This is a genomic window from Nostoc sp. CMAA1605 (assembly GCF_021596505.1).
In the GTDB taxonomy this organism is placed as follows: domain Bacteria; phylum Cyanobacteriota; class Cyanobacteriia; order Cyanobacteriales; family Nostocaceae; genus Trichormus.
In genome coordinates, this window is record NZ_PJIZ01000001.1 from 62,690 (window position 1) to 87,478 (window position 24,789).

Consider the following 24,789-nt stretch of genomic DNA (forward strand, 5'->3'; position numbering starts at 1 on the left):
TAAAGACTACCAGTTAACGACAGCTTGCGCGATCGCATCTTTAGCTGCTATCAAGGATTGTTGACGTGCATCATCCCCCATGCTCAAATTCTCAGCGTGGATAAAAGTCACATCTGTTAAACCGATGAAACCTAAAATGGCGCGGAGATAGGGTTCTTGATAATCATAGGGTGCAAAGGGTGTTCCTGGGGAAAATGCACCACCACGAGAGGTAATAACTAAGACCTTTTTGCTACTAGGAATTAAACCTTGATAACCATTTTCGTCTACGGCAAAAGTACGACCAACGCGGACGATTTGATCAATGTAGGCTTTGAGAGTAGAGGGAATATTTAAGTTATACATCGGTACGCCAAAAACACAGCGATCGGCCGTGAGAATTTCATCAATGAGGCTATCAGATAGCTGGATAGCTTGATTTAACTCTGGAGTACGTGCATCTTGGGGTGTAAAAGCAGCCGCAATCCAAGATTCATCAACATGGGGGACAGGATTACGCCCTAAATCTCGGTAGGTGATGGTATCACCAGGATGAGCATTTTTCCAAGCGGCAACAAATTCATGGGATAGTGTGCGTGAAATAGAACGTTCGCCACGGGGACTAGTATCAATGTGGAGGATATTCGCCATAACAAATTACTCTAAATTTAGGAATTAGATGTGGTTTTTCGCACATTAGCTTCGCAATACCACCAATTGGTCTTGCTGGTTATTCAGGATAACAGTTTACAAGTTAATGTCGCAATATTAACGGGGACTGGGGAAGGCCAAATCAACGCTATGCTGTTAATTTTTTCATCGTGTTAGGGACATTAGCGCGTTGTGAATTGCTAGGGTTTGCGGTTTTCAACTAGACGGAAAAAATTACTTTATGAAATTTTTATACTAACTTCGTAATTTCCCTGTTTACGCAAAGATTTCATCAAAATTTGGAGCTCCATCTCCGAAAAATTACGAATTCACTTTATTAGTTGGGTATATAGCTATAGACCTTAGAAGCTACCCAACGCCATGAAGCGATCGCATCTTGTTAAATTGACGATGATAGTTTTCTTTTCTCTCGGCAGTGTCGGTGTTGTCGGTGGTAGTTTCTTTCTCAGAAGGGCGTTTAGTAGCAGTAGCCAAAGTCAAGTCATCACTGACGTATCGCGTTATCAAGAAATTCGCCAGCAACTTTGGCAAAATCAAGACGCAATTAAGCATTTCCCCGCAGAAATACCGAAAGACACCAAGAATTTACGTATTGCCTATTCTCCTGGTGTGTCTCAAGCTAGTATCTTCTTTCAAGCTAGACTCAAACAATCACCAGCAGAAATTCAAAAATTACAGCAACATTACAGAAAACTAGCTAAACATCAATATCGCGGTGGTAACAGTAACGACCATACAATCTTTCCCAATGGTGTACCCACAACTTTTTTCTACACCAGTGACTCTGGCGGTGATTCATTTCCCTCCACCTATGAAATACTAGTCTTAAATGCCCAAGATAAAGGTACACCGGGATTTAAGTGGAATCACGGTAATAGTTACGGTGTAGCTATTGACAACACATCTTCAGAAATTATTTATTGGTCAGAAGAGTGGTAGTCAATCAAGAGGACAAGGGGCAGGGGGTAGAGGGATACAATTGTACAGGCGATCGCACTCCACATTCCCAAAGGCGATCGCTGATTCTATGATGACACGGTTAGCGATCGCCTGGTTTTCTAGATGAGCGATTGTAACGTAAAAATTTCTAGAGCGATCGCCTGTAGAAAAATATGAACATGATTTATAGGACTAGGATTTGATTTCTGAAAAAACTCCGTACATCTGAAGGGACATAAAATCAAACATAGTATTTCGGAGAAACCACTCAAACATCCACTTTAAATGGCGAAATGTTGGAATTAAAGCACAAAAGCGTCGAATCCAGGTTTTCGCTTGTAACCAAATATCCTCTATAGGATTTTGCGATGGACAATTAGGAGCAAAACGAATGCAATGAATTTTCCATTTTTCTGGCGGTAAACCTTGATTTATCTCGCCTAAAAAGTCTTGAACTAAATGTGAACGATGATAAGAAGCACCATCCCAAATAAGAAGCAATCTTTGGTCGGGAGACTGGTCTAATAAATAACGTAAATAATCAATCGTATTCTTTGAATTACCAGCATTATATGCTTTCAAGAGTAGCTTTCCGTCGAGATAATCAACTGCACCATAATATGTCTGCTTATCTCGTTCATTAACGACTTCAATTGCTATCTCTTGGTCAGTTCTTCCCCAAACATAACCAGTTACGTCTCCCCATAATAAATGACACTCATCTATTAGTAATACTCTCAGCTTTCGTGCTTCTATCTCCTCTCTGTTGCTTGCCAGCAATGTTTCAATTTGTTTTTTTTTGCCGCCACCACCTCTTGATCAGCCTTTGGATTCAAGCCTGTAGTCTTTTTCCAACTAATTCCTGCTGCTTCAAATAAATCATAGTAACTTCGTTTCGATTCGTAGATGACATCATATTCAAATGCTAATTTATATTCCAGTTCACCCAGCTCCCAAATTTCTTTAGTTTGCAACCAACTTAATACTTGGAGGAACTGTTCATCACTCAAATAACTTTTTCTGCCTTTATAGTTTAAGCGCAAACCCAAAATTCCATTTTCCTGGTAAGCTTGCTTCCAGCTTGTTATTGAACCAACTGACACATCTAAAATTGTTTGAATTTCTTCATACTTGTAACCTTGATAAACTAGTTTTACTGCCAAAGCTTTTCTTACTTCACGAGCATCTGGATGACTATCTATAAATTCTTGTAGTTCTGCGATCACTACGTCCGCCGCAGGTATCGCCATTTCTAGATGCTGGTTTATCATTGTTCTTTATTAGACAGGTCTCTCTGACCGTATTATCTCGCAGTTTTTTTCAGAAATCAAATATGATTCCTATAGAAGCTAGCCAAAACAACTTCTGTGGTCTTGGTACAACTGGGGGTGGAGTCAAAGGAGCTTCTTTCCCTGACGCAAGAACAGGAGTCAAAGCTCACATTCAACACCTCAAAGCATACGCTAGTGAAGATCCTGTTTTATCACCTATTGTTGATCCTCGTTTCAATCTGGTTAAAAGGGGTATTGCTGTTTTAGTTACTGATTTAAGCGGACTTTGGGCAGTAGACAAAAATTATGGCGATAAAATCTTAGCAGTCAGAAGACGACTTTTTGAAATTTTTTAATATATCATCAGCCTATAAACCTGTATTAGTGCAGACAGGCAAGAGGAGGTATCTTGCTGATCGAAAATTGGGCAGACGTTAGGTTTGCCCAATTTAAATGCTGAACAGCTTATACCCTCAATCCAGTCTTCAACTTCTTGGTACAACTCGTGGAGGCGGTCTAAATTCTCCTCGCTAGTTTCCCAATAACCCTGACCATTCACTTCCAACAATGTGGAAACTATCTTGCGGAAAGAATGGGGGTTAATGTTCATCAAGCATTTCTGTATTTCTGCATTTTCTTCTAAACCAGAGCTATAACTTGCTCATATTCTTCTTTATGGCTTTGCAAAGCATCCCAAATATCAACCTTTTGCTGAAGATTGAGCCAAAGTCTTGGCCCGTTTCCTAAAGCTTTACCAAGACGGATTGCTATATCTACCGTAATTGCTCTTTGACCATTAATAATTTCATTAACTATTTGATTAGATACTCCTAAAATTTCTGCAAATTTTGTAGTATTAATATCTAAATCATCTAAAATATCTGCAATTACTTCACCAGGATGTATTGGTCTTACTAATCTATCTTGAGTAATATCTTGCCAGTTATTCATAATCAATGTCCGACTATTTAATATCTTACTAACATTCTAGATTAGTGATAATCTTCAAGATTTACATCATAAGCATCACCATCTTCAAAGCTAAAAGTTATACGCCAGTTTCCCGATACCTTAACTGCCCAAGTGCCTTTCCTATCTCCTTTTAATTCGTGCAAGTCATAACCTGGTAATCTAATATCTTCCACGATTAAGGCTGCATCTATAACTTCCAGTCTAATTCTAATTTTCTTTTCTAAGTTCGCTGGAACTCCTTTATTAGAATTTTCTCTGAATAGATTTTCTAAAGCTTTACTTTTAAACGTTTGAATCATCGATTTGCTGATTTTATCTTAGCAATTTAAATCATTCATAGCGATGTCTTAGATTTAAAAATAATGGCAGGCAATACGCCTGCCATTGAATGCTATTCTATACCCTCAATGCGGTCTTCAACTTCTTGGTACAACTCGCGGAGGCGGTCTAAATTCTCCTCGCTAGTTTCCCAATAACCGCGACCATTCACTTCCAACAATGTGGATACCATCTTGCGGAAAGAATGGGGGTTGAGGTTCATCAAACGTTTTTGCATTTCTTCATCTTTGATGAAGGTTTCGTTCGCATCCTCATAAATCCAGTTGTCAACTGCGCCAGCTGTTGCACTCCAACCCATTGTGTTTACCAACCGCTTGGAGAGTTCGCGTACGCCTTCGTAACCGTGAGACAGCATACCTTCATACCACTTGGGATTTAATAGTTTGGTACGGGCATCTAAGCGCACGGTTTCGGATAATGTGCGGACTTGGGCGTTGGCTGTGGTGGTGTCTGCAATGTAAGATGCTGGTGTTTTGCCATCACCACGCAGACTTGACACAACCTTGGTGGGGTCTGAGTCGAAGTAGTGGGAAACGTCCGTTAAACTAATCTCGGAAGAATCCAGGTTTTGGAATGTCACCTCAGCAGTTTTTAAGGTGCTTTCAAAAATCTGGCGAGATTGTTCCATCATCCCAGGGTTGTCTGCACTGAAGGCGAAGGATTTACGGGTGAGGTACATTTCTTGTAACTCGGCTTCGCTTTCCCAAGTGCTGTTTTCTACTGCTAAGTTGATATTTGACGAGTAAGAACCGGACGCGTTAGAGAATACGCGGGTGGCTGCTTGTCTGAGGTTAATTCCTAAATCTTCAGCTTGTTGTAGGGCGTGTTTGCGGACAAAGTTCATTTCTGTAGGTTCATCCGCTTCCGCCGCCATTTTCACGGCTTGGTCTAGTAGGTTCATCTGGTTGATGAACAAGTCGCGGAATACACCAGAACAGTTAATTACAACGTCAATTCTGGGTCTTCCCAATTCTTCTAAGGGAATTAATTCCAACTTGTTCACCCGTCCCAAAGCATCGGGAACCGGACGTACACCAACCATCCACATGATTTGGGCTAAAGATTCGCCGTAGGTTTTGATGTTATCTGTTCCCCAGAGAACACAGGCGATGGTTTCTGGCCAATTACCGTTGTTTTCGGCTTTATTTCTTGCCAAAAGTCTATCTACGACAATCTTAGCTGATTGGACAGCCGCAGCCGTGGGGATAGATTGGGGATCGAGGGCGTGGATATTCTTACCTGTGGGTAATACATCGGGGTTGCGGATGGGGTCGCCACCGGGGCCGGGAAGAATGTATTCGCCTTCTAAGCCTTTGAGTAATGCGCCGAGTTCGTTGTCTGCACAAACTTGTTGCAAGCAGAACTCTAAATACTCGAACAGGGGTTTCAATGCGGAAGCATCAACTTTGGGATAACCTGCTTTGTGCAGTGCTTCTACCCAAGGTTCTTTTTTACCCATGTTGAAGAAATTCAACTTGGAAACTAAAGAAACCCGTCCTTCTGCGTCGGTTTGTTCTTGTACCAAGGCGCGAACGGCGGCGCGAGTTGCTAGGATGATGTCTTGCAACAGTTGGACATCTTCTAATACGCCTTTGTCGCTGTTTTGGTAAATCTCGTCAATGTTGCGTCCCACGCTGTTGGCGATGATGCGGGGTAAGCTTTGAATTTCTTCTTCTTGACGGTCTAAGCTGGCGATATTAACTAGAGTGGCAATTGCTTCCTCTGCACTTGGCGGTTTACCAATGACGTGCAAACCACAAGGTAATAACCGCGATTCAATTTCCATTAACTTGCGGTAGACGCTGCCGACAATATTATCCCTTTCTTCTGGGGTCATGTCTTTGGCATCAATTTCGGGCAAGTCGATGTCTTTATCTAGGTTCACCATCCGGCATTTATCCATGATGGTGTTAACGATGGGGATACCGCGACCGCTATCCTTTAAGGTTTGGTAAGAACCAATTAATTCGCTGAGTTCTTTCAAACCTTTATACAAACCTGCATTTTCTGCCGGTGGTGTGAGGTAAGAAATTGTCTCGGCGTAACTGCGGCGTTTAGCAATTGTCGCTTCGCTGGGGTTGTTAGCTGCGTAGTAGTACAGGTTGGGAATTGTGCCGATTAAGTTATCAGGGTAGCATTCGCCAGACATACCCATTTGCTTACCGGGCATGAATTCCAATGAACCGTGAGTACCAAAGTGCAGTACAGCATCAGCACCCCAAATTCTTTCTAGGTAAGTGTAGTAAGCTGCAAAACCGTGGTGAGGGCTGGCGGAACGGGAGAACAACAACCGCATGGGGTCGCCTTCATAACCGAATGTTGGCTGTACACCAATGAAGACGTTACCGAATTGCTTACCGTAAATTAATAAGTTTTGTCCGTCGCTGTTGAGGTGTCCTGGTGGTGGCCCCCAGTTTTCTTCTAAGCGTTGGGAATATGGTGTCAGTTCTTCGTATTCGGGGACTGACATTTTGTAAGCAATGTTGAGTTCGGGGCTGGCGTACTGTGCTTGTGCGTCGTGGATGACTTGTTCCATCAACTCTTTCGCGTTTTCTGGTAAGTCCTGTACGTCGTAGCCGTTGTTTCTCAACGCCTGCATGACTTCGTAGATAGAACCGAATACATCGAGGTAGGCGGCTGTACCGACGTTACCTTTATCGGGGGGGAAGCTGAAAACGGTGATGGCGACTTTTTTGTTGAGTTTGGGCTTGCGGCGGAGGTTAGCCCATTTTAAAGCGCGTTGGGCTACGGCTTCGATGCGGTCTTGGAGTGCGATCGCCTTCCCGGTTGCCCCATCTCTACCCGATAATATAATCGGTTCAATTGCCCCATCCAGTTCAGGAATCGCAATTTGCAATGCTACCTGAATCGGATGTAAGCCTAAATCGCTATCTAGCCACTCTTCAGTAGTTTGGAATACTAAAGGCAATGCCACCATGTAGGGACGATTCAGGCGTTTAAGTGATTCAATTGCCTTGGGATGGTCTTGTCTAGCTGGCCCACCTACCAACGCAAAACCTGTTAAAGATATTACCGCATCTACTAACGGGGTTTTGGTTGTGGGTTCGTAGAAGTAAGCATCTACAGGCTTGGAGAAATCCAAACCACCAGCAAATACTGGTAATACTTTTGCACCCAGTGATTCTAATTCCTGCACCATTGCTACATAGTGAGCATCATCCCCAGTAACTAGGTGTGTGCGTTGTAATACTAACCCAACACAGGGAGCTAAAGGATCTTTTAAATCACTGGATATGTCCTTACGGACTGTGTACCAGTTGAGGTACTCTCTGACATCCTCAAACATTGTGGGTGCTAAGGGATGCCAAATACCCATGTCTGGGTAAACTACTGGTGGTTGATATGCCAGAGATGCCGAATTTTGTTTATCTACAGATTTAAATACATATTTATCGGCTAGCATCAGCAAGAAGTTTTCCAGGTTGTCTGGTGAACCTCCCAGCCAATACTGAAAGCTCAACATAAAATTGCGAGCATCTTGGGCTTTGTCCATTGGTAAATACTTCAGCACTTGCGGCAGGGTTCGCAATAGCTTTAGCATCCCATCTTGGAATCCAGCACCGGATTTTTCCTTGCGTTTCTTCATGAATTGTGCGATCGCACTCTTCGATTGACCCAACTGTGCCAAGGAGAAACTGCCCATTTTATTCAGGCGCATGACCTCTGGCATAGAGGGAAACACAACAGCTACATCCAAGCGATCGCGGTGTGGTTCTACTGCTGTAACAACTTTCTGTGCTAAGTCTTCGATGAAAATCAATGAGGCAATAAAAATATTGGCACTCTCAATATCCCGCTTGAACTCTTCGTAGTTCTCAGGATCTCTGAGTTCCTCAATCAAATAACCACTGATTTCAATCGCCAGGTTGGGATTGTTTGAGTTAATCGTGCGAACCGCTTGCGACAGTGCGCTCTGGTACTGGGACTCAAGCACGACATAGACCACCTTAATGAAGTTACGTCCGCCCAGGTTATCAGGCGCAATGTGTCTAATGGTGGACTTGACGTGGGTGAACATGCTTCCTCGGCTCCTTTGATGCGTGTTCTCTACAGGAATTTCTTTGCGGCTAAGTTGCCTACAAAGTTTAACGATTTTGTTCGGCAATAAGAGTTTTTTATCAGAAAAACCTTACCAAATGCGGATTTTGTCGCTTAACTGACATAAATCGATATAAAAATCGCAAACTTTGTTAACAAACATTAATAGATAATAAAAGCAATTGCTCACTTAATGTAACAAAAACTTAATAATTTTCGATATATTCTGGCAAATTTGTACTTTTGAGGCGTGATATATCCAAATATATAAATAGTGATTTTTGTCAAGTATTATCTGGGAAATTCAGGCAATGAGAATGAAGAGGTCAGGATTCGCGTAGTGTTTCCCCATATTTTTATAGTAGTGCGAAATCAAGAGCGATCGCCTGACTAAACCAGTAACATAAAATCAGATGTACCCAAGGGAGAAGGTGAGATGACTGCTCAAGTTGTAGATACCACCTCAGCATTAATTGCCAAGGTGCAAACTCTAGCACCAGAACAGCAACAGCAGGTCTTAGATTTTGTGGAATTTTTAATGCAAAAATATACTCAACCTGAAAAAACCCAAGAAACTCCTCAGCAAAGGGTACTGGGATTGCATGAAGGTCAAATTTGGATGAGTGATGATTTTAATGATCCTTTACCTGATGAATTTTGGATGGGTGAAGGTGCAGTATGAAATTATTGTTAGACACTCACGTACTTATTTGGTCAGTAGGAGAGCCAAAAAAACTATCTGACAATGTTAGAAACCTATTAATGGATACTAACAACTCTTGGTTAGTTAGTATAGCTAGTATTTGGGAATTACAAATTAAATATCAGCTTGGCAAACTCAATTTACAATTATCCTTACCTAATTTAATTGAAACTCAAAAGCAAGTAAACAATCTCAACATATTACCAATAGAGTTGGAACATAATCTATGCTCTTGATGGGCTACCAAATCATCATCGTGACCCTTTCGACAGAATTTTGATAGCTCAGTCAATATTTGAGAAAATACCTTTGTTAAGTGTAGATACAGTATTTGATTTATACCCAATCCAAAGGATTTGGTAGGATAACTGGCTTATTCAAAGGAATTGTAAAAGCCAGCTATCAACAAAAGTTAGCGGGGAAGTTTAACTTAGATAAGGTAAAATTCTGAATGTATTAGACTTTCCTTCCATAGCTAAGACTACAAAGTTATTGTTAATCATCACCTTTAGAAAATTGATATACTGTTATTGCAGCTGCTAAACCTAAAACAGCAGGTGCAGCAACCGCCGCACCAACAGCAGCAGTTCCACCTATTGCAACAGCAGCAAACGTTCCAGCAATTCCGCCGATAGTTGATGCAACTTTTCCAGCTTGTCTAGCGTTTTTTCTAGCTTCACGCTCTTTATGTGGTAAGTGTTCGTCATCTTCCATCATTTTGTTAACAACTATATCGGTTGCAATTCCACTCACTAAACCACCAGCACCAGAAATACTACCTGCAACACGACCTGCTACACTTGGTGCTTGCTTTATTCCTATATTTACCAAAGCTTTCGATATCGGATTTAATGATTGTTTAGCAACTTCAGTCGCGGCTTTAGTTACTAATTTAGTTCCGGCACTAATAGCAACTACCCCAAAAAGTCCTTCTGTACGTGCGACAGCTTGATTTACTTGTTCACTTCTATAATTACCTGTCTTACAGTAGTAAGCAAAATGTTCGCAGTTATTCCAAACAACATCGTATTTATGTTCACCTAACTTACTGATTGCTCTTTGCACTACAACTTCCGAAGTATAGGAATCCGCTTTGATTCCTGAAATTATTTGCGTAGGGAGGGAACAGGGAACAGGGAACAGGGAACAGGTAAGAAGGAACAAAAGTGTACGGAGTTTTTTTCAGAAATCAAATATGAGTCCTATATCACATTTTTCGTACTGAAAAACCTGAATTTTTTCGCCTTTAGCAAACTTCTTTTTACTGACACGGCAGATAATTTTACCGTCATAATGAATAACTGCACCGTCCCCATAATCTATTCCATGATGATACGTCATACCTCCAGTCATCATCATCTTGCAGTAGATGTGATCTCCCTTTGCCATAAGTGACCCCACTATATTCAGCTACAAAGAATGTATTACTTTGTACTCAGAATATTTGAGTTTGAAGCATCACGTCAGTCGTAAAAACACGAAAAATTTTAGATGAAGCAGTGACAGTAAAGCTAAAGATAACGTGAACCTGCCTGTTTATTATGTCTGTCGACATAGTGAATGCCGTTTGTTAGGAAGTTCACGTTAGGTTAGATAAAATTGGTATATTTACAGCAATTTTGCAGTAAGCGAGGTACACCATTATCAAGGTAATTAGTATTTAGATTTTGACTAAACCTCTTGCACCATCCAAACCAACATTCCTAATAGCATTTCGATTGGCAGATAGAAGTCAATATAAAACATGATCAATTAAATATTTAATATGACTGAATTTCAGTATTTCCTATTTGAACTTGAAGTTTTTGAACTTGTTCGATAGTTAAATCAGTAACTTCAACAATTAATGCGATCGCAAAACCTTTCATTAACATATTTCTGGCAATTTCCTGGGCTTTTTGTTCTAAACCTTGTTTAAAACCTTCTTGAAACCATTCTTGCCAAATATCTTGAACAATAACCGATTCAAGCATAAAGTTACTGGGGTTGATTGCCTTCTGTTTGAGCCTGTAATTTTTGCAACTGTTCAATAGTTAAACCTGTGGCATCGACAATTATTTCCAGACTAATACCTTGATTAATCAGTTTGATGGCAACATCTTGAGCTTTTTGTTCAATACCTTGTTCAATCCCCTGTTCAATACCTTGTTCAATACCTTGTTCAACCCCTTTTTCAAAGCCCTCTTTAATACCTTCTTGTAAAATATCTTGATAAATTACAGATTCGCGCATAATATCACTCCGCAAAATTCTTTTAATCACGTCCTTATTTAATACTAGCCCAGATAACACGGCTGTTGATGCAGCAAGATTACTGCGGATGAGGGTATCCTCAATTGCTTCAATAACTTGAGCCACTTCTTCTAAGGTTCGCGTTTGATTATCGGTTTGGCTTAAAGTTGCAAACGGTAGCAAACCTGGGTAATTGAAAAATATTTCTGTTGGCTGTTCCCACAGTCGAATTACGTCAAATCTGTGCCAGCTATTTTCTAAAATAAATTCTGTTTGATAAACTAGCTCAGAATCGCTTGGTTGTAAATAAATTACCACCTGACGCATTTTTTTCTGGGGAAATTTGCGATACCCGCGTAAGCGATAATCACTCATACGAAAGGGAATATCGACTTTTGGTCTGGTTTGAAATTCAAGATGGAGAACGATTTCATCGGACTGTAACAAAATTAGTGCGTCTGCCCGTATGGGTTCGAGGGATAATTCCGATGGGCTTAGTTGAGTTAGTGCAATTGGCTCATTCAGTAGCCAAGTTGCAAAGTCACTAGAAAATGATTCAGCAAGGAACTTACAAACGTTATCATACATAGGTTGTAATTTTATCAGTACGCTCTTACGTCCGTAATTTTTTATATAAATGTTTACTGTTAACTTATGAATTTACTAGATATTCTTATTCTCTCCAATGGCCCAGGGGAAGTAACGACTTGGGTACGTCCAGTAGTGAAAGCTTTGCGAGACAAGTTAGGAAATAACCGTGATGAGGTGAGGATTTCTGTAGTTTTATCACCTTGTCCCAATGCTAGCGGTAAAGAAGCAGCGATCGCCCTTTCTTATCCTGAAGTAGACCGAGTACAATCAGCAGAGCATTTTTGGCAATTTTTACTCTGGGGTAAAACTGTAGAAAATTGGGATTGGAGCGATCGCGGTATCATTATATTTTTAGGTGGCGATCAAATTTTCCCTGTCATCATCGGTAAAAAACTGGGATATCGTACAGTAGTTTACGCCGAATGGGAAGCCAGATGGCATAACTTCATTGACCGTTTTGCAGTCATGAACCCACAAGTTTCCGCCAAAGCCTCCCCCAAATACGCCGATAAATTTACAGTCGTCGGCGACATAATGCTAGAAGCCCAAAAACAACTCAATACTACCCATTCCCCATTACCCATTCCCCATTACCCAATCATAGGTCTGTTACCTGGGTCAAAAGCCGCAAAATTAACCCAAGGCGTACCCCTAATGCTCAAAATTGCTGAATATATCCACAGCAAAAGACCTGAGATGAAATTTGTCATTCCCGTTGCGCCAACCTTAGATTTACAAACTCTAGCCAGCTTTGCAGATCCCCAAAAAAACCCTTTTGCCGAAACTTTTCGATTTTCTGGTGCTTCCTTAGTTGTCTCAGAACCAAGTGGTAACTACCCTGTGTTGCAAACCAGTCAAGGAGTCAATGTAGAGTTACACCAAGAAAATCCTGCCTATGATTTACTATCCCGTTGTTGTATTTGTTTAACCACAGTCGGAGCAAACACCGCCGAATTAGGGGCTTTGGGTGTACCCATGCTAGTGTTATTACCCACACAACAACTTGATGCTATGCGTTCTTGGGATGGTTTACCAGGGTTGCTGGCAAATTTACCAGGTTTCGGTTCTACTTTTGCCAAAATCATCAACTGGCTATTTCTCAGACGCAAAGGTTTATTGGCATGGCCAAACATCTGGGCAAAAGCCGAAATAGTACCCGAAATCGTTGGAAAACTCCAAGCCAATGATATCGGGGAAATGGTTCTAAACTTGATAGATCATCCAGAAAAATTAGAAGCAATGAGAATCAAGCTACGCCAAGCCAGAGGTGAAAGCGGTGCAGCCCAAAAAATAGCCCATATTGTTAGTGAGGAAATTGGGCATTGGGAATAGGGCATTGGGCATTGGGCATTGGGTATGGAAGTAACATACTAATGACTAATGACTAATGACTAATGACTATTGACTAATCAGATTGTCCATCTCTGCGCCCTAGTTCGTAAATTCCAGAACCCATGCAGGCGAGGATGCCCATACTAATTGCCCAACTGCGTCCTAAACTAATTTCTACACCCCAGTTACATAAAGCCCCAATGACCAAAAACGGCACAATGCTAAACAGTGAGGCGTAGAAGGCGTTTTGTGATTCTCTGGCTTTGCGGGTTTTTTCAAATTCTTTTTCACTAGTGTAAAGCGATCGCTCGGCAAAATTGAACCAGCGGCCTAGTTGTTCTATTACCCACTCACTCACGGGGGAAAATCCTAAATATAACGCCAAAGACCACAAACTTGCTCCAGCGATCGCAACTGTATCTATCTCAAAACTAAAAGGTAGTATCTCGGTCAGCATGGCTTTGGTGCTTCCTGCAAATGGTTCGATTGATGCTAGATATCATGATCAATCGACTTATTCAGCAATTTTAAGCATAAAAGTTAACAAGATTTTGGCAACTTGGCAACTATCCCATAGGTAATCTTTCCCTTGACTGCTGCAAAATCATCTATGATTACCTAAATTTATTCGTGAATATACGTGATGTTTCAGTATAATATTTTATTAATTTTAATCTTCAGCAGCAATTAAACGTAAAAACAACGACTTTTCTTGTCCAAATGATTTGACTACAAAAATTCCCTAAGCATCTCAATTCCCCATTCTCTATTCCCTGCCGACACAAATAATTCAGGAATTAAATTTGATTTTTATACGTATACACGTAAAATTCTGATTAAAAAATCTATAATTTTTGGTTATTAACAGTTTTTTGATGGCAATTAAGCAGTTATTAAACAAATCAACAGCAAAAGTTTGACACTCCAAACCCATATATATTAATCTATTTGACTGAATAAGTTAATTTACGTAAGTATATACTCACAGTGTAAATCTGATAATTCAAATAAAAATGAGTTTTTCAGGAAAAAAGCAATTTTTAATTTAGATTTATCCGAGTATTTACGAAAAATAAATCTCAATAATATAGGAATGGCTGAAGGAACATAATAATGAGTAAGCAGCAGGCAAAAGTAATATTGGGAACAGCAACACTGTCAATTTTAAGTATCAGTATTTTTAGCTGCATGACTCTATTACCTCAAGAAGAAATTGCCAGAGCAAGAGAGGTAAAATCCAACACTATAGCCACAGGTAATGGTTGGTCAGCAGCATCTTTTCCTGTAGAAAACTTTCAAGCCTATACCTCTGCATTTGGCTACCGTCGTTCAGCAACAGGCGGGAATAATTGGGAATTTCACAATGGTTTAGATATAGCTGCACCACAAGGTAGTTATATTCGTAACTGGTGGGGTGGCACAGTGATTAAAGTGAGCGATCGCGGTGCTTGTGGTACTCACATCGTGATTAAATCTGGACAATGGGAACACACCTATTGTCATATGGAAGGTTCTGTAGAAACCTCTAACGGTCGGCAGTACATGATTGATAGAGCCGGCGGCATCCAAATCTGGGAAGGTCAAACAATCCCCACAGGGGTGAGAATTGGTAGAATCGGGATGACCGGACGCACCACCGGGCCGCATCTCCACTGGGTAATGAAGTACGCCAATAACTATGTTGATCCGGCAATGGTGTTAAGGGAAATGTTCGTCCAACAGCAAATCGCCAGAGGTAAGGACGCTTCCAACTAAATAGGCAAGGGGGCAGGGGTGCAGGGGTGCAGGGGGCAGGGGGCAGGGGGCAGGGGAGATAAAGAAAATTTCAAATCAGGTTGCCCTTATTTTTGAAGTAATTGAGTAATAAAAAATACTCATTACTTATTACTTATTACTCATTACTTATTACTCATTACTCATTACTCATTACTCATTACTCATTACTCATTACTCATTACTCAGCACTCATCACTCAGCACTGTTTTAAATATGGCGAATCGCTAAAATGAATATAGTAACTGGGTATACAGAAATTTGAGTTGTAGTCCTGTCTACTTGATATTCCGGGGGATTTGAGTACAGCTTAATATATCTCAAAATATCTCACTCAAATCGTATCAAAGTCTTACATATTAAGTTTTTTGTAGCGAGTACAAAAATTCTGAACCCTGGGGTGATAAATACTAGTCCCCCATATCTAAAATACTTGTACCCATACCCCAAAATAAATTTTTGGTTGTTGTCTGTGGCGGGTTGGAGGGGTTGAGTATAAACGTAATTAATCCAATAAATCCAATCAAGATGGGGTGTACTGTCCTGTTGGGGGTCGCCTGATATAAGCATAAAAATAGCACAAGGCTCTTTTACCCACGCAGTACCAATGCAACAGTCCTTAGATGGTATCGACAATCCACCTGATAAAACCAAAACTTCCTGGTTGCAGGATCTCTTCTCTGGCAATTTGTTTGAGCCATTGTTGAGTGATTTTCGGATAATTTTTGAACGAGATCCCGCCGCACGTAATTGGCTGGAAGTGGTGTTCTGTTATCCTGGTTTGCACGCTATCTGTTTACATCGTCTCGCTCACTGGTTACACCTGCGGAATGTGGTGTTCTTCCCTCGCTTCATTTCTCATCTGGCGCGGTTTCTCACCGGCATCGAAATTCACCCAGGTGCAAGGATTGGTAAAGGTGTGTTCATCGACCACGGGATGGGGGTTGTGATTGGTGAAACGGCGATTGTGGGGGACTACACCCTAATTTATCAAGGTGTGACTCTAGGCGGTACTGGCAAGGAAAGCGGTAAACGCCATCCGACTGTCGGCAGTCATGTTGTTGTGGGGACTGGTGCCAAGGTTTTAGGTAATATTCAAATTGGCGATCGCGTCAGAATTGGTGCAGGTTCAGTTGTATTACGCGATGTTCCCCCAGACTCTACAGTAGTAGGGATTCCAGGACGGATTATTTCTCGTAAGGAAAAGAATAATTTATGTCCTCTGGATCACGCCAAGTTACCTGACGTAGAAGCAAATGTAATTCGTTCGCTATTAACGCGAATTGAGCAACTAGAACAAAAACTGCAAACTCTCTCTAGCCAATCAGAATATAGGCAGGGGGCAGGGAGCAGGGAGCCAGGGCGAAAGATTCTCAGTTCCTTGGCTAGTGAAGATACTAACCCCTAGATTTATGTATAGTATTCTCTCCCTGCACCCTGCACTCCTCCCCTTGTCCTCTTCTATGACTAAGGATAAATAATCATGTTGCGAGGTGATTATATATTGCAGATACCATTTGGCGATCGCTGGCAGATTTATTATCGGTTACAGGAGTTGATGATCCCGTGTTCCTGTCATCCCGATGGCTCATTGCGGGTGCAAGTTAATAGCTGCTTGACAGCAGTTCTAGTTCGCAGTACAGTTATGCAATTTCTAGCTTCTCGCCCAGAGTTACTGGACTGGCTAGAGCGTTGTTGGGATTGCAACTATGAATCGTTTTAAGTGCTGGGTGCTGAGTTAAGAGTGCTGGGTGCTAAGAAGGTCTGACAAAAAACTTACAAAATAAGCATTTTTATTAGGGATTTTTAATTTTGGATTTTGCATTAGGAGTGAAACAACGTGACTACTCACAACAAAGATGTAGAACTGCTAGATTTTTTACATAATGAACTTGCACTTTCCCATAAAGATATTGCTATAGCTCTCAAACACCGTGAACTTGATCCTGCACCTTTACCGATGTTACTTTGGCAATATGGTTTAGTAAATTTAGAAGAATTGGAGAAAATTCTAGATTGGTTACATAATAACATTTGAATAACTTGGATTAAATAGTCATAAAATCATAATTTTTCTTAGAGATGATTGTAAAAATAATATATTTATAATTTCGTCATTAAGTTATATTGGTTTTTAATTTAATAACTGAAAATACTAACTTAAAAAAATTAATATTTTTACGCAAAAATAAAATCCGCATCATATATAGTTATATGTCAATACAGTTCAGATAAGCATTTTGAAATTTTACTGTTCTCTTTTCCCTGTTTCCCTTTCTCCACAGGAAAACTTGCTCAACTGAACCATATTGAAATGTAATATTTAAATCACTTTCAGCACCGCAAATAAATTGAGAAAAATATTGAGCAATTGTCCCAGAATGTCAAGCATTAGCGGATAATTGCTAATATTTATATATGGCAAAAAATTAGTTAAAGAATATGTATTTTTTGCAAATTTTTTATTAAATGATACATGGTTTTTGTCTACTGTCATACAGATATGTTGTTATTGTTTAGGTAATATTTAGAAATGATGAAGATGAATTATTAAAGGTAAAAGTTAACTGCATTTACTGTTCAATCTTCGCCAGATATTTCTAGCATTTACCAATACCACAAATTGTATAAAATTGTGCCTTTAATTCTTGAAAGTATATTAAGAGAAATTGCTAAGAGGGATGTTTGAGATGACTAAAATTATCATTAACGACACGACATTACGAGACGGTGAACAAGCCGCAGGTGTAGCATTTACCCTAGAAGAAAAAGTGGCGATCGCTAAATTTCTCGATAGTATTGGTGTACCCGAATTAGAAGTGGGGATACCTGCAATGGGTGAGGAGGAGATGCGTGCAATTTCCGCCATTTCTAATTTAGGTTTACGAGCTGAACTGTTGGCGTGGAATCGCGCCGTCATGTCAGATATTAAAGCTTCTATTGCCTGTGGAATGAAGCGCGTACATATCGCCATTCCCGTTTCCGGTATTCAAATCGCCGCGAAATTCCACGGACAATGGCGGGTAAGTCTGCAAAGACTCAAAGACTGTATTAGCTTTGCAGTTGATCAAGGTCTTTGGGTTGCAGTCGGCGGGGAAGATTCCTCCAGAGCTGATGAAAACTTCCTCTTGGATGTTGCATTGTCAGCCGAAGAATGGGGTGCGTCACGTTTTCGTTTCTGCGATACCGTGGGAGTTCTTGATCCTTTCAGCACCTATGGGGAAGTAAAGCAGTTAGTTTCGGCTTTATCAATTCCCGTAGAAATTCATACCCACAATGATTTCGGTATGGCTACAGCCAACGCTTTAGCAGGAATTAAAGCTGGAGCCGCATCTGTAAATACTACAGTTATCGGTATGGGTGAGCGAGCTGGTAACGCAGCTTTAGAAGAAGTAGTCATGGCCATTAAACGCATCTATGGCGTAGATATGGGAATTGACACCCCCAGGTTGTTGGAATTGTCCCAACTGGTAGCGGCTGCTTCTGGTGCTAGCGTACCACCTTGGAAAGCGATCGTTGGTGAAAATACCTTTGCTCACGAGTCAGGAATTCATGCTCATGGTGTTATGCAAAACCCTGACACCTACGAACCCTTTGCACCGGAAGAAGTCGGTTGGGAACGCCGCTTAGTCGTAGGTAAACATTCTGGACGACATTTGGTATCTAGCTTACTCAAACAGCATGGGATTACTCTCAACGCTGAAGAAACCCAAGCTGTTTTAGAAGCAGTTCGCCAACAGTCAGTCCAGAAAAAACGCAGTTTAACTACAGAAGAACTGCTGAACTTGGTAAAAGAACAGAGGTATTCTCATGCAGCGCGATGAATACGAATTGGACTCAGAACCGGCGTTTGACTTAGGAGAAAAAGTCAGACTTCGCAAACAAATTAAGAATGATGGCACATTTCCAGGTCGGGATCTTGGGGAGATTTTAGCAAAAAAAGGAGAAATTGGCTACGTAGCAAGTATAGGAACTTTTTTACAACGTTCTTATATTTATGCCGTGCATTTTTTAGAGAAAGGAATCATTATTGGCTGTCGGGAAAAAGAACTAGAATCTGCTGAGGAAAACCATGAAAGTGATGTTACGGATGGATAATGTGGGCAACTTAACAGTCTACGTTCCCAAAAAAGATTTAGAGGAAATAGTTGTTAAACAAACAGATGGTGCTGAAGGCAAGATTCTGACTTTAGCAAATGGTTGGGAATTAGAATTTCCAGAAATACCAGATGCGAGTAATTTACCTAAAACCTTAGAAGCTAAAAGACTGGCGTAAATGGTCATGGGGCATAGGGCATGGGAGTACAACCTCTCATACCAATTCACAATTCGCAATTCGCAATTCGCAATGGACTAGCGTCCCGCTACGCTAACGCAATTCGCAATTGATAAATCCTGACTTGACAAGGTTTTCTGGGTTTGGATCTGTATCAGAATTTTAGTGAATTGGTATCACCCCTACACCCCTACACCCCTACACCCCTATCCCCTACTCCCTTTCTCATACTGAACATGGGTGACAAATTTTTGCAGTTATCAGAGTTTAATCTTGAGGGTAATTTCTTGGGTTTTATGGGCAATAAACCCAAGAAAATTAAATACTTGAGTTTGGCTATTCCCTCTGGAGATGTGTTAATTAAACTACCGAAAAAATTACGCTCTTGTTTAAGCTCATCTCTCAACATAGGTGAGCGCATTAATATTTATGGGGTCGGTAAATTACACCGATACAAAGGGACAATTAAACTCAAAGCTTATGAAGTCACTAAGATTAGTGATGAGTCAGTTCCCCATTCCCACGCAGACTTACCAACGCAACCATCAGCGAAAATTATGGTGTGTCAAAAAGCGGGTTGCATAAAAAGAGGTGGTCAAGGGTTATTATCTGAGCTAGAACAAACTTTGTGCGATCGCGGTTTACTTGACAAAGTGACTATCGAACACACCAGTTGTCAGAAACGCTGTAGCAGTGCGCCCAACTGTATTTTAATGCTGGGTAAAAAGAAATACAAGAAGAACTGTCCGCAAGCGATCGCTTCACTCCTAGAAAGCTATCTCACCACAAGGGAATAAAACAACTTTCGTGCAGAGTCATTTCACCATAGTCCGGTATCCACGCTACCCAGGTGTTTGGAGACTCCTGACAGAGTAACTTAGCTTCATCACCACTATATTCACTAGGGAGATGAAGCAACTTTACCCAAGTCTCATTGATAGGAGTGATGTGATCATCACAATTTATGCCAGATAAGGGTCTGAATGGAAATACAGGATAAGTTTCCGTAACTAGCATCGTTTCTAGCCCTCTCACAAAAGTCATTTATCAAGCTATTGACTCCACCAAGTACATACAGGGTATAAATCAAATTACTTCTGTATTCAGTTTTACAAAAAATAGATTTTATAGTTAATTTTCGCCAATAAATTTACAAATCCTCATGCAAAGATCCCCGACTGTTGCCTACAGTCGAGGATCTTTGCGGTTTAGTTAAAGTTTTGTAACTCCAATCCGCAATCCCCAATCCCCTGCCTTTATCTATGATTTCCTCTAATATTCATTGATTTTTGACTATTGAATAGATTTTTGCTGATGCTCAGGTGCGGTAAAGATTTATTTGGAGAAGTTAACAAAGTTTAATAGAATGGTTTTATTCACACATAAGTATTTTTGCTCATTGCCATGATAGCTGATGGATTTCCTTGGCTAACCGCGATTATTCTGCTGCCACTCGTTGCTTCCCTAGCCATTCCCGTGTTGCCTGACAAAGACGGCAAACTGGTGCGATGGTATGCCCTGGGTGTTGGTATCGCGGACTTTGTTTTGATGTGCTACGCCTTTTGGGCAAATTACGATACCAACAGTGCAACTTTTCAGCTTGCGGAAAAATATGCCTGGGTACCTCAGTTGGGCTTTAGCTGGGCTGTTTCTGTTGATGGTATCTCCATGCCGCTTGTACTGTTGGCAGGATTTGTCACCACACTTTCCATGCTGGCGGCTTGGCAGGTGAACCTGAAACCACGCCTGTTCTATTTCTTAATGCTGGTGTTGTATGCAGCACAAATTGGTGTATTTGTGGCTCAAGACGCGCTGCTATTCTTCATCATGTGGGAATTAGAACTAGTTCCTGTGTATCTTTTAGTATCAATTTGGGGTGGTCAAAAACGTCGCTACGCTGCTACAAAGTTCTTACTCTACACCGCAGCCGCTTCGATTTTTATTCTGGTAGCTGGGCTAGCAATGGCTCTCTACGGTGACAACACCACCTTTGATATTGTGGAACTGGGTGCGAAGAATTACCCCTTAGCTTTAGAATTACTACTTTACGCTGGATTATTAATTGCTTTCGGTGTCAAACTGGCGATTTTCCCCTTGCACACTTGGCTACCTGATGCCCACGGTGAAGCTTCTGCACCTGTATCCATGATTTTGGCGGGTGTACTTTTAAAAATGGGTGGATATGGATTAATTCGCTTTAATTTAGAAATATTTTCTGATGCCCATATCTACTTTGCTCCTGTTTTAGCTACTCTTGGTGTCATCAATATTATCTACGGGGCGTTAAATTCCTTTGCTCAAACCCACATGAAACGCCGCCTCGCCTATTCCTCTGTATCTCACATGGGTTTCGTGCTGTTGGGTATCGCTTCTTTCACCGATGTGGGTGTAAGTGGTGCAATGCTGCAAATGCTGTCTCACGGTTTAATTGCGGCGGTGTTATTCTTCCTAGCTGGGGTTACTTATGACCGTACCCACACAATGGCGATGGACAGTTTAGGTGGTATTGGTCAATTAATGCCGAAAGTGTTTGCTTTATTCACCGCCGGTGCGATGGCTTCCTTAGCACTCCCTGGAATGAGTGGATTTGTCAGTGAACTTCAGGTATTTGTCGGGATTACTACCAGTGACATTTACAGTTCAACTTTCTGCACTGTGATGGTTTTCCTAGCTGCTGTAGGTGTGATTTTGACTCCGATTTATCTGTTATCAATGTTGAGAGAGGTATTTTACGGAACTGGTGCAGAATTATCCTGCAACATTAACAACTCAGCTTACGAAAACCAGGAAGATGAAGGGACAGTCTGCTTTGGTACAGATTGTTTGTTACCAAGCCAAGCAGTGTATAGAGACGCTACTACTAGAGAAGTGTTTATTGCTGCTTCCTTCTTGGTGTTGATTATTGGGATTGGTGTTTATCCTAAGTTAGCTACTAATATCTATGATGTGAAAACAGTAGCTGTGAACACTCAGGTACGGCAATCTTATACTCAAATTGCCCAAACCAATCCTCGGATATATGCCCAAGATTTCTTATCTCCTCAAATCAGCGAACCTGAAATTATGGCTGTTTCCGGGATTGTGAAGTAAGAGTCATCCTCTGGATAATATTAAGCGATCGCCTCGCCATGAAGCGATCGCTTTTTCTTTTGTCTCCAAAAAATTTGACAAAACACCGCATTTACACAGTTTATTCGGGTGTTAAAACTATTTTTTATCTGGAAGTCCCTAACAGTCATCGTTCAACACTTGCACTATTCCCTGCTTTCTGTACATCAAATATAAAATTTTACTTATTTTTAACCTTGTGTTAAATTTTTAATAAACTTGACTAAATCTAGAGACTTACCGTAATTAAGCTTTATTTATAAACAGGAATTTGGCAATGGGAGAAATGATCATTACCCCTAACGATTGGCCACACATAGCATTTAGACTAGCTCTAGCTTTGGTAGTTGGGTGCATGATTGGATTCAATCGTCAACAAGGCGGTAGACCAGCCGGCATGAGAACCTTTATGTTAGTCAGTATGGGTGCAGCCTTATTTGTGATGATTCCTTTACAGGCTGAAGGTGATAGTCCCTATGCAGCCACTAACGCTTTAAGCCGAACCATTCAGGGTGTAGCTACTGGAGTAGGATTTCTCGGAGCAGGATTGATTTTACAAGAATCTCCTAGAAAGTCCGACAAGCCGAAAGTCCGTGGGTTGACAACAGCCGCCCGTGTATGGACTGCGGCTGGTTTAGGTGCGGCCATAGGCTGTGGTTTGTGGCAAATGGGATTAATCGGAGGATTACTCACGTTGATTACCCTAAGTGGTGTCAAACGCCTAAATCGTTCTTTCGCAACATTAGAGAATCAGGTTAAAAGCACTAATACCAGAGATTTCATAATCAATGATGATGACGATTAATGCTCAATTCTTTAGGTGTTCTCACCATTTTTGAAACCGATAAGTAGAAAGACTTGAAAAAATCAAACTATGTGAAGTAATGTAAAAAAATTGGCATCTAGTTCGTAGTAAGGACTTCAGTCCTTATGAGAGGACTAAAGTCCTCACTACAAGCCTTGAATTATCTACACTGTTCTACTTACTAAACTGTGATGATGACTATTGTCTCGAACTTCTGAAGGCTGATGGCCAAATAAAAGCACTTGGAAAAAATTACAGCGAACTAAGAAATAATAATGAGTTGGGATAGGTAGTATTGTTTCGAGATTTGGGAACAGGCTAAGAATCTAGGTTTTGAATCCAAAATCCAAAATTGGTATAACTCTCCATTGCCAAATAACCTTCAAATTCGCCAGAAATGAATCTCGACTAATGACCCAGGACTTGAAAATCTTGAGGAGTGAGCGACACAACAATGTTATCAATCTCTACTTGGATGAGCCAACGGTTGTTTGATTGACCATCTGCAAGTGACTCTCGTCCGCAAATCACGCCAAACTTCCCAGCTACGTATGCTGGACGTAGAATCAAAACTTTGTCTCCGATTTGAATACTTTTGGGAATTTGCAAAAGTTCTCCTATAAATTTGGATGCTGAGGATACTAGGTGTACTTTCTCATTTTATTTTAATTAAACATAATACTTTTAATAATCTTCTCTTAACCAAAATGTATATTGGTTTCCTGACTTTCTCTGCTTCCACATCTTCCAGCCTCCACATCGAAACCATAAAAGTTGTAGAACTCAAAAGTTGATAAACCTGACCTCTTCACACATCTCATCATGAAGAGTTTCGTTGCGTAAGTCTTGATCGCGTATAGTAAAGGGCGTATTCGTAAACTTAGGGTGGCAATGCTGAAGTTTTACTACAATCCCATTTCTGTGAATGCTCGTCGCGTTTGGGTGGCATTATTAGAAAAACAAATTCCCTTTGAACCCTGTTTGGTAAATCTGGATGGGGATCAATTTCAAGCTAGTTTCACTACAATTAATCCCTTGCAGCGTGTACCCGTAATTGTGGATGAGGGATTTCGGGTAGTGGAATCTCTGGCGATTTTAGATTATTTAGAGGCGAAATATCCCCACCCATCCTTAATGCCGAGTCAAGCCCAAGCGATCGCTACAGTACGGATGGTAGAAATGGTTACACTCAATGAGCTACAGCCTGCTACCATGCTATTAACAAGGCAATTAGTAGATTTAGACACTAACCCCCAAAAACTAGAGTCTTCCCAAAAACAAGTCGCCACCGTCTTACAGTTTTACGAAAATTTATTAGGTGATAAGACTTACTTTGCTGGCGAAGATTTTACACTAGCAGAAGTAGTGGCAGGCACGCTCATTCCATCTTTAGAGATGTTTGGTGTTAATTTTGATACCTATCCCCGTCTATCAGCATGGCTTCAAAGACTGGAAGCACGGGATAGCTGGCAAAAAACTACTCCCAGCATGGGTGCTGTATTAGCTGCCATACCCAACATCAAAGCCATCATAGAACGCAGGACTTAGGAGCTTATAACAATTCGCAGTTCGCAGTTCGCAATTCGCAATTCGCAATTCGCAATGAACTAACGTCCCGCTACGATAACGCAATTCGCAACGATGCTCCCTCCCTGCTACGCTAACGCAATTGAGGAATTGTGACTTGACAAGGGTTTTTGGATTTGGATTTGTATCAGCAACTTTAGTGAATTGGTAT

Annotated in this window: 29 protein-coding genes and 1 pseudogene; 17 read left to right on the plus strand and 13 right to left on the minus strand. The window is 40.9% G+C overall.

Annotation, left to right across the window (positions count from 1 at the left end):
* Positions 1-6 precede the first annotated feature (6 nt).
* Positions 7-630, minus strand: a complete 624-nt coding sequence (locus CV014_RS00265; RefSeq protein ID WP_236140187.1) for an FMN-dependent NADH-azoreductase — start codon at positions 628-630, stop codon at positions 7-9.
* A 381-nt stretch (positions 631-1,011) separates the two neighbouring features.
* Here CV014_RS00265 and CV014_RS00270 point away from each other — a divergent pair, with 381 nt between their 5' ends.
* Together CV014_RS00270 and CV014_RS00275 are read left to right on the plus strand one after the other, a co-directional pair.
* Positions 1,012-1,590, plus strand: a complete 579-nt coding sequence (locus tag CV014_RS00270) for a hypothetical protein (protein WP_236140188.1) — start codon at positions 1,012-1,014, stop codon at positions 1,588-1,590.
* Positions 1,544-1,717, plus strand: a complete 174-nt coding sequence (locus tag CV014_RS00275; protein ID WP_236140189.1) for a hypothetical protein — start codon at positions 1,544-1,546, stop codon at positions 1,715-1,717. Before CV014_RS00270 ends, CV014_RS00275 begins: the two co-directional genes overlap by 47 nt.
* A gap of 65 nt (positions 1,718-1,782) precedes the next feature.
* Here the strand turns inward: CV014_RS00275 and CV014_RS00280 are convergent.
* Positions 1,783-2,861, minus strand: a protein-coding gene (locus CV014_RS00280; protein ID WP_236140190.1) for an IS630 family transposase whose coding sequence is annotated in 2 segments (ribosomal slippage) — positions 1,783-2,393 and positions 2,393-2,861 — 1,080 coding nt in all. Because the reading frame shifts where the segments join, the coding sequence is not laid out codon by codon here.
* Between the two features lie 62 nt (positions 2,862-2,923).
* On the opposite strand from CV014_RS00280, the gene CV014_RS00285 reads away from it, so the two are divergent.
* Complete coding sequence (locus tag CV014_RS00285; RefSeq protein ID WP_236140191.1) at positions 2,924-3,217, plus strand: hypothetical protein; 294 nt, start codon at positions 2,924-2,926, stop codon at positions 3,215-3,217.
* Between the two features lie 110 nt (positions 3,218-3,327).
* Here the strand turns inward: CV014_RS00285 and CV014_RS30545 are convergent.
* The 4 genes and pseudogenes from CV014_RS30545 to CV014_RS00300 form a co-directional block, all read right to left on the minus strand.
* Positions 3,328-3,498: pseudogene (locus CV014_RS30545) on the minus strand (cobaltochelatase subunit CobN); the annotation flags it as partial.
* 2 nt (positions 3,499-3,500) lie between these two features.
* Positions 3,501-3,812, minus strand: coding sequence for a HigA family addiction module antitoxin (locus CV014_RS00290; RefSeq protein ID WP_236140192.1), 312 nt, complete (start codon positions 3,810-3,812; stop codon positions 3,501-3,503).
* Between the two features lie 41 nt (positions 3,813-3,853).
* Entirely contained in the window at positions 3,854-4,132 is a 279-nt protein-coding gene (locus CV014_RS00295) for a type II toxin-antitoxin system RelE/ParE family toxin (RefSeq protein ID WP_236140193.1), read from the minus strand.
* A gap of 92 nt (positions 4,133-4,224) precedes the next feature.
* Positions 4,225-8,211: a magnesium chelatase subunit H gene (locus tag CV014_RS00300; RefSeq protein ID WP_236140194.1), complete on the minus strand. Its 3,987-nt coding sequence runs from the start codon at positions 8,209-8,211 to the stop codon at positions 4,225-4,227.
* Positions 8,212-8,667: 456 nt separating this feature from the next.
* Here CV014_RS00300 and vapB point away from each other — a divergent pair, with 456 nt between their 5' ends.
* The gene (gene vapB, locus CV014_RS00305) at positions 8,668-8,913 is read left to right on the plus strand and encodes a type II toxin-antitoxin system VapB family antitoxin (RefSeq protein ID WP_236140195.1); all 246 of its coding nucleotides are present in this window, start codon (positions 8,668-8,670) and stop codon (positions 8,911-8,913) included.
* Positions 8,910-9,170: a type II toxin-antitoxin system VapC family toxin gene (locus CV014_RS00310; RefSeq protein WP_329608310.1), complete on the plus strand. Its 261-nt coding sequence runs from the start codon at positions 8,910-8,912 to the stop codon at positions 9,168-9,170. The genes vapB and CV014_RS00310 overlap by 4 nt, the downstream gene beginning before the upstream one ends.
* 259 nt (positions 9,171-9,429) lie before the next feature.
* On the opposite strand, the gene CV014_RS00315 is transcribed toward CV014_RS00310, so the two are convergent.
* From CV014_RS00315 to CV014_RS00330, 4 genes are all read right to left on the minus strand, one after another.
* On the minus strand, positions 9,430-10,098 hold the full coding sequence (locus tag CV014_RS00315) for a lecithin retinol acyltransferase family protein (RefSeq protein ID WP_268964428.1): 669 nt from the start codon (positions 10,096-10,098) through the stop codon (positions 9,430-9,432).
* Positions 10,099-10,116: 18 nt separating this feature from the next.
* Positions 10,117-10,323, minus strand: a complete 207-nt coding sequence (locus CV014_RS00320) for a lecithin retinol acyltransferase family protein (protein WP_236140197.1) — start codon at positions 10,321-10,323, stop codon at positions 10,117-10,119.
* A 371-nt stretch (positions 10,324-10,694) separates the two neighbouring features.
* On the minus strand, positions 10,695-10,907 hold the full coding sequence (locus CV014_RS00325; protein WP_236140198.1) for a hypothetical protein: 213 nt from the start codon (positions 10,905-10,907) through the stop codon (positions 10,695-10,697).
* Positions 10,908-10,911: 4 nt separating this feature from the next.
* Positions 10,912-11,754, minus strand: a complete 843-nt coding sequence (locus tag CV014_RS00330) for an Rpn family recombination-promoting nuclease/putative transposase (RefSeq protein ID WP_236140199.1) — start codon at positions 11,752-11,754, stop codon at positions 10,912-10,914.
* Positions 11,755-11,820: 66 nt separating this feature from the next.
* On the opposite strand from CV014_RS00330, the gene CV014_RS00335 reads away from it, so the two are divergent.
* The gene (locus CV014_RS00335; protein WP_236140200.1) at positions 11,821-13,089 is read left to right on the plus strand and encodes a lipid-A-disaccharide synthase; all 1,269 of its coding nucleotides are present in this window, start codon (positions 11,821-11,823) and stop codon (positions 13,087-13,089) included.
* A gap of 73 nt (positions 13,090-13,162) precedes the next feature.
* On the opposite strand, the gene CV014_RS00340 is transcribed toward CV014_RS00335, so the two are convergent.
* The gene (locus tag CV014_RS00340) at positions 13,163-13,546 is read right to left on the minus strand and encodes a hypothetical protein (RefSeq protein ID WP_236140201.1); all 384 of its coding nucleotides are present in this window, start codon (positions 13,544-13,546) and stop codon (positions 13,163-13,165) included.
* 656 nt (positions 13,547-14,202) lie between these two features.
* On the opposite strand from CV014_RS00340, the gene CV014_RS00345 reads away from it, so the two are divergent.
* The 9 genes from CV014_RS00345 (at position 14,203) to CV014_RS00385 (ending at position 22,228) form a co-directional block, all read left to right on the plus strand.
* Complete coding sequence (locus tag CV014_RS00345) at positions 14,203-14,844, plus strand: M23 family metallopeptidase (RefSeq protein ID WP_236140202.1); 642 nt, start codon at positions 14,203-14,205, stop codon at positions 14,842-14,844.
* A 625-nt stretch (positions 14,845-15,469) separates the two neighbouring features.
* Positions 15,470-16,270 (plus strand): serine O-acetyltransferase, encoded by an 801-nt coding sequence (cysE, locus tag CV014_RS00350; RefSeq protein WP_236140203.1) that lies wholly within the window; start codon positions 15,470-15,472, stop codon positions 16,268-16,270.
* 75 nt (positions 16,271-16,345) lie between these two features.
* Positions 16,346-16,585 (plus strand): Asr1405/Asl0597 family protein, encoded by a 240-nt coding sequence (locus tag CV014_RS00355; protein ID WP_236140204.1) that lies wholly within the window; start codon positions 16,346-16,348, stop codon positions 16,583-16,585.
* Between the two features lie 117 nt (positions 16,586-16,702).
* Positions 16,703-16,900 carry a DUF2949 domain-containing protein gene (locus CV014_RS00360; RefSeq protein ID WP_103135357.1) on the plus strand — a complete coding sequence of 66 codons (198 nt, stop codon included), beginning with the start codon at positions 16,703-16,705 and terminating at the stop codon, positions 16,898-16,900.
* 652 nt (positions 16,901-17,552) lie between these two features.
* Positions 17,553-18,686 (plus strand): homocitrate synthase, encoded by a 1,134-nt coding sequence (gene nifV / locus CV014_RS00365; protein ID WP_236140205.1) that lies wholly within the window; start codon positions 17,553-17,555, stop codon positions 18,684-18,686.
* The gene (locus tag CV014_RS00370; protein WP_236140206.1) at positions 18,673-18,960 is read left to right on the plus strand and encodes a nitrogen fixation protein NifZ; all 288 of its coding nucleotides are present in this window, start codon (positions 18,673-18,675) and stop codon (positions 18,958-18,960) included. Before nifV ends, CV014_RS00370 begins: the two co-directional genes overlap by 14 nt.
* A complete protein-coding gene (gene nifT / locus CV014_RS00375; RefSeq protein WP_236140207.1) occupies positions 18,935-19,138 on the plus strand; it encodes a putative nitrogen fixation protein NifT in 204 nt (67 codons plus the stop codon). Before CV014_RS00370 ends, nifT begins: the two co-directional genes overlap by 26 nt.
* A 236-nt stretch (positions 19,139-19,374) precedes the next feature.
* Positions 19,375-19,935 carry a (2Fe-2S) ferredoxin domain-containing protein gene (locus CV014_RS00380; RefSeq protein ID WP_236140208.1) on the plus strand — a complete coding sequence of 187 codons (561 nt, stop codon included), beginning with the start codon at positions 19,375-19,377 and terminating at the stop codon, positions 19,933-19,935.
* Positions 19,936-20,542: 607 nt separating this feature from the next.
* Entirely contained in the window at positions 20,543-22,228 is a 1,686-nt protein-coding gene (locus CV014_RS00385) for an NAD(P)H-quinone oxidoreductase subunit 4 (protein ID WP_236140285.1), read from the plus strand.
* A 20-nt stretch (positions 22,229-22,248) separates the two neighbouring features.
* On the opposite strand, the gene CV014_RS29800 is transcribed toward CV014_RS00385, so the two are convergent.
* The gene (locus CV014_RS29800) at positions 22,249-22,377 is read right to left on the minus strand and encodes a hypothetical protein (RefSeq protein ID WP_268964429.1); all 129 of its coding nucleotides are present in this window, start codon (positions 22,375-22,377) and stop codon (positions 22,249-22,251) included.
* A gap of 146 nt (positions 22,378-22,523) precedes the next feature.
* On the opposite strand from CV014_RS29800, the gene CV014_RS00390 reads away from it, so the two are divergent.
* A complete protein-coding gene (locus tag CV014_RS00390; RefSeq protein ID WP_236140209.1) occupies positions 22,524-23,051 on the plus strand; it encodes an MgtC/SapB family protein in 528 nt (175 codons plus the stop codon).
* A 408-nt stretch (positions 23,052-23,459) separates the two neighbouring features.
* On the opposite strand, the gene CV014_RS00395 is transcribed toward CV014_RS00390, so the two are convergent.
* Positions 23,460-23,660, minus strand: coding sequence for a hypothetical protein (locus tag CV014_RS00395; RefSeq protein WP_236140210.1), 201 nt, complete (start codon positions 23,658-23,660; stop codon positions 23,460-23,462).
* A gap of 282 nt (positions 23,661-23,942) precedes the next feature.
* Between CV014_RS00395 and CV014_RS00400 the strand changes: the two genes are divergently transcribed.
* Positions 23,943-24,599, plus strand: coding sequence for a glutathione S-transferase family protein (locus CV014_RS00400; protein WP_236140211.1), 657 nt, complete (start codon positions 23,943-23,945; stop codon positions 24,597-24,599).
* The last annotated feature ends 190 nt before the right edge of the window (positions 24,600-24,789 follow it).

Coding starts and splice junctions, on each gene's coding strand:
- CV014_RS00285 (WP_236140191.1), top strand. CDS start 2,924: ATGATTCCTATAGAAGCTAGCCAAAACAACTTCTGTGGTCTTGGTACA.
- cysE (WP_236140203.1), top strand. CDS start 15,470: ATGCAACAGTCCTTAGATGGTATCGACAATCCACCTGATAAAACCAAA.
- CV014_RS00370 (WP_236140206.1), top strand. CDS start 18,673: ATGCAGCGCGATGAATACGAATTGGACTCAGAACCGGCGTTTGACTTA.
- CV014_RS00330 (WP_236140199.1), bottom strand. CDS start 11,754: ATGTATGATAACGTTTGTAAGTTCCTTGCTGAATCATTTTCTAGTGAC.
- CV014_RS00380 (WP_236140208.1), top strand. CDS start 19,375: ATGGGTGACAAATTTTTGCAGTTATCAGAGTTTAATCTTGAGGGTAAT.
- CV014_RS00325 (WP_236140198.1), bottom strand. CDS start 10,907: ATGCTTGAATCGGTTATTGTTCAAGATATTTGGCAAGAATGGTTTCAA.
- CV014_RS00390 (WP_236140209.1), top strand. CDS start 22,524: ATGGGAGAAATGATCATTACCCCTAACGATTGGCCACACATAGCATTT.
- CV014_RS00345 (WP_236140202.1), top strand. CDS start 14,203: ATGAGTAAGCAGCAGGCAAAAGTAATATTGGGAACAGCAACACTGTCA.
- CV014_RS00400 (WP_236140211.1), top strand. CDS start 23,943: ATGCTGAAGTTTTACTACAATCCCATTTCTGTGAATGCTCGTCGCGTT.
- CV014_RS00335 (WP_236140200.1), top strand. CDS start 11,821: ATGAATTTACTAGATATTCTTATTCTCTCCAATGGCCCAGGGGAAGTA.
- CV014_RS29800 (WP_268964429.1), bottom strand. CDS start 22,377: ATGACTGTTAGGGACTTCCAGATAAAAAATAGTTTTAACACCCGAATA.
- CV014_RS00310 (WP_329608310.1), top strand. CDS start 8,910: ATGAAATTATTGTTAGACACTCACGTACTTATTTGGTCAGTAGGAGAG.
- CV014_RS00290 (WP_236140192.1), bottom strand. CDS start 3,812: ATGAATAACTGGCAAGATATTACTCAAGATAGATTAGTAAGACCAATA.
- vapB (WP_236140195.1), top strand. CDS start 8,668: ATGACTGCTCAAGTTGTAGATACCACCTCAGCATTAATTGCCAAGGTG.
- CV014_RS00385 (WP_236140285.1), top strand. CDS start 20,543: ATGATAGCTGATGGATTTCCTTGGCTAACCGCGATTATTCTGCTGCCA.
- CV014_RS00265 (WP_236140187.1), bottom strand. CDS start 630: ATGGCGAATATCCTCCACATTGATACTAGTCCCCGTGGCGAACGTTCT.
- nifV (WP_236140205.1), top strand. CDS start 17,553: ATGACTAAAATTATCATTAACGACACGACATTACGAGACGGTGAACAA.
- CV014_RS00295 (WP_236140193.1), bottom strand. CDS start 4,132: ATGATTCAAACGTTTAAAAGTAAAGCTTTAGAAAATCTATTCAGAGAA.
- nifT (WP_236140207.1), top strand. CDS start 18,935: ATGAAAGTGATGTTACGGATGGATAATGTGGGCAACTTAACAGTCTAC.
- CV014_RS00270 (WP_236140188.1), top strand. CDS start 1,012: ATGAAGCGATCGCATCTTGTTAAATTGACGATGATAGTTTTCTTTTCT.
- CV014_RS00355 (WP_236140204.1), top strand. CDS start 16,346: ATGTTGCGAGGTGATTATATATTGCAGATACCATTTGGCGATCGCTGG.
- CV014_RS00300 (WP_236140194.1), bottom strand. CDS start 8,211: ATGTTCACCCACGTCAAGTCCACCATTAGACACATTGCGCCTGATAAC.
- CV014_RS00340 (WP_236140201.1), bottom strand. CDS start 13,546: ATGCTGACCGAGATACTACCTTTTAGTTTTGAGATAGATACAGTTGCG.
- CV014_RS00320 (WP_236140197.1), bottom strand. CDS start 10,323: ATGGCAAAGGGAGATCACATCTACTGCAAGATGATGATGACTGGAGGT.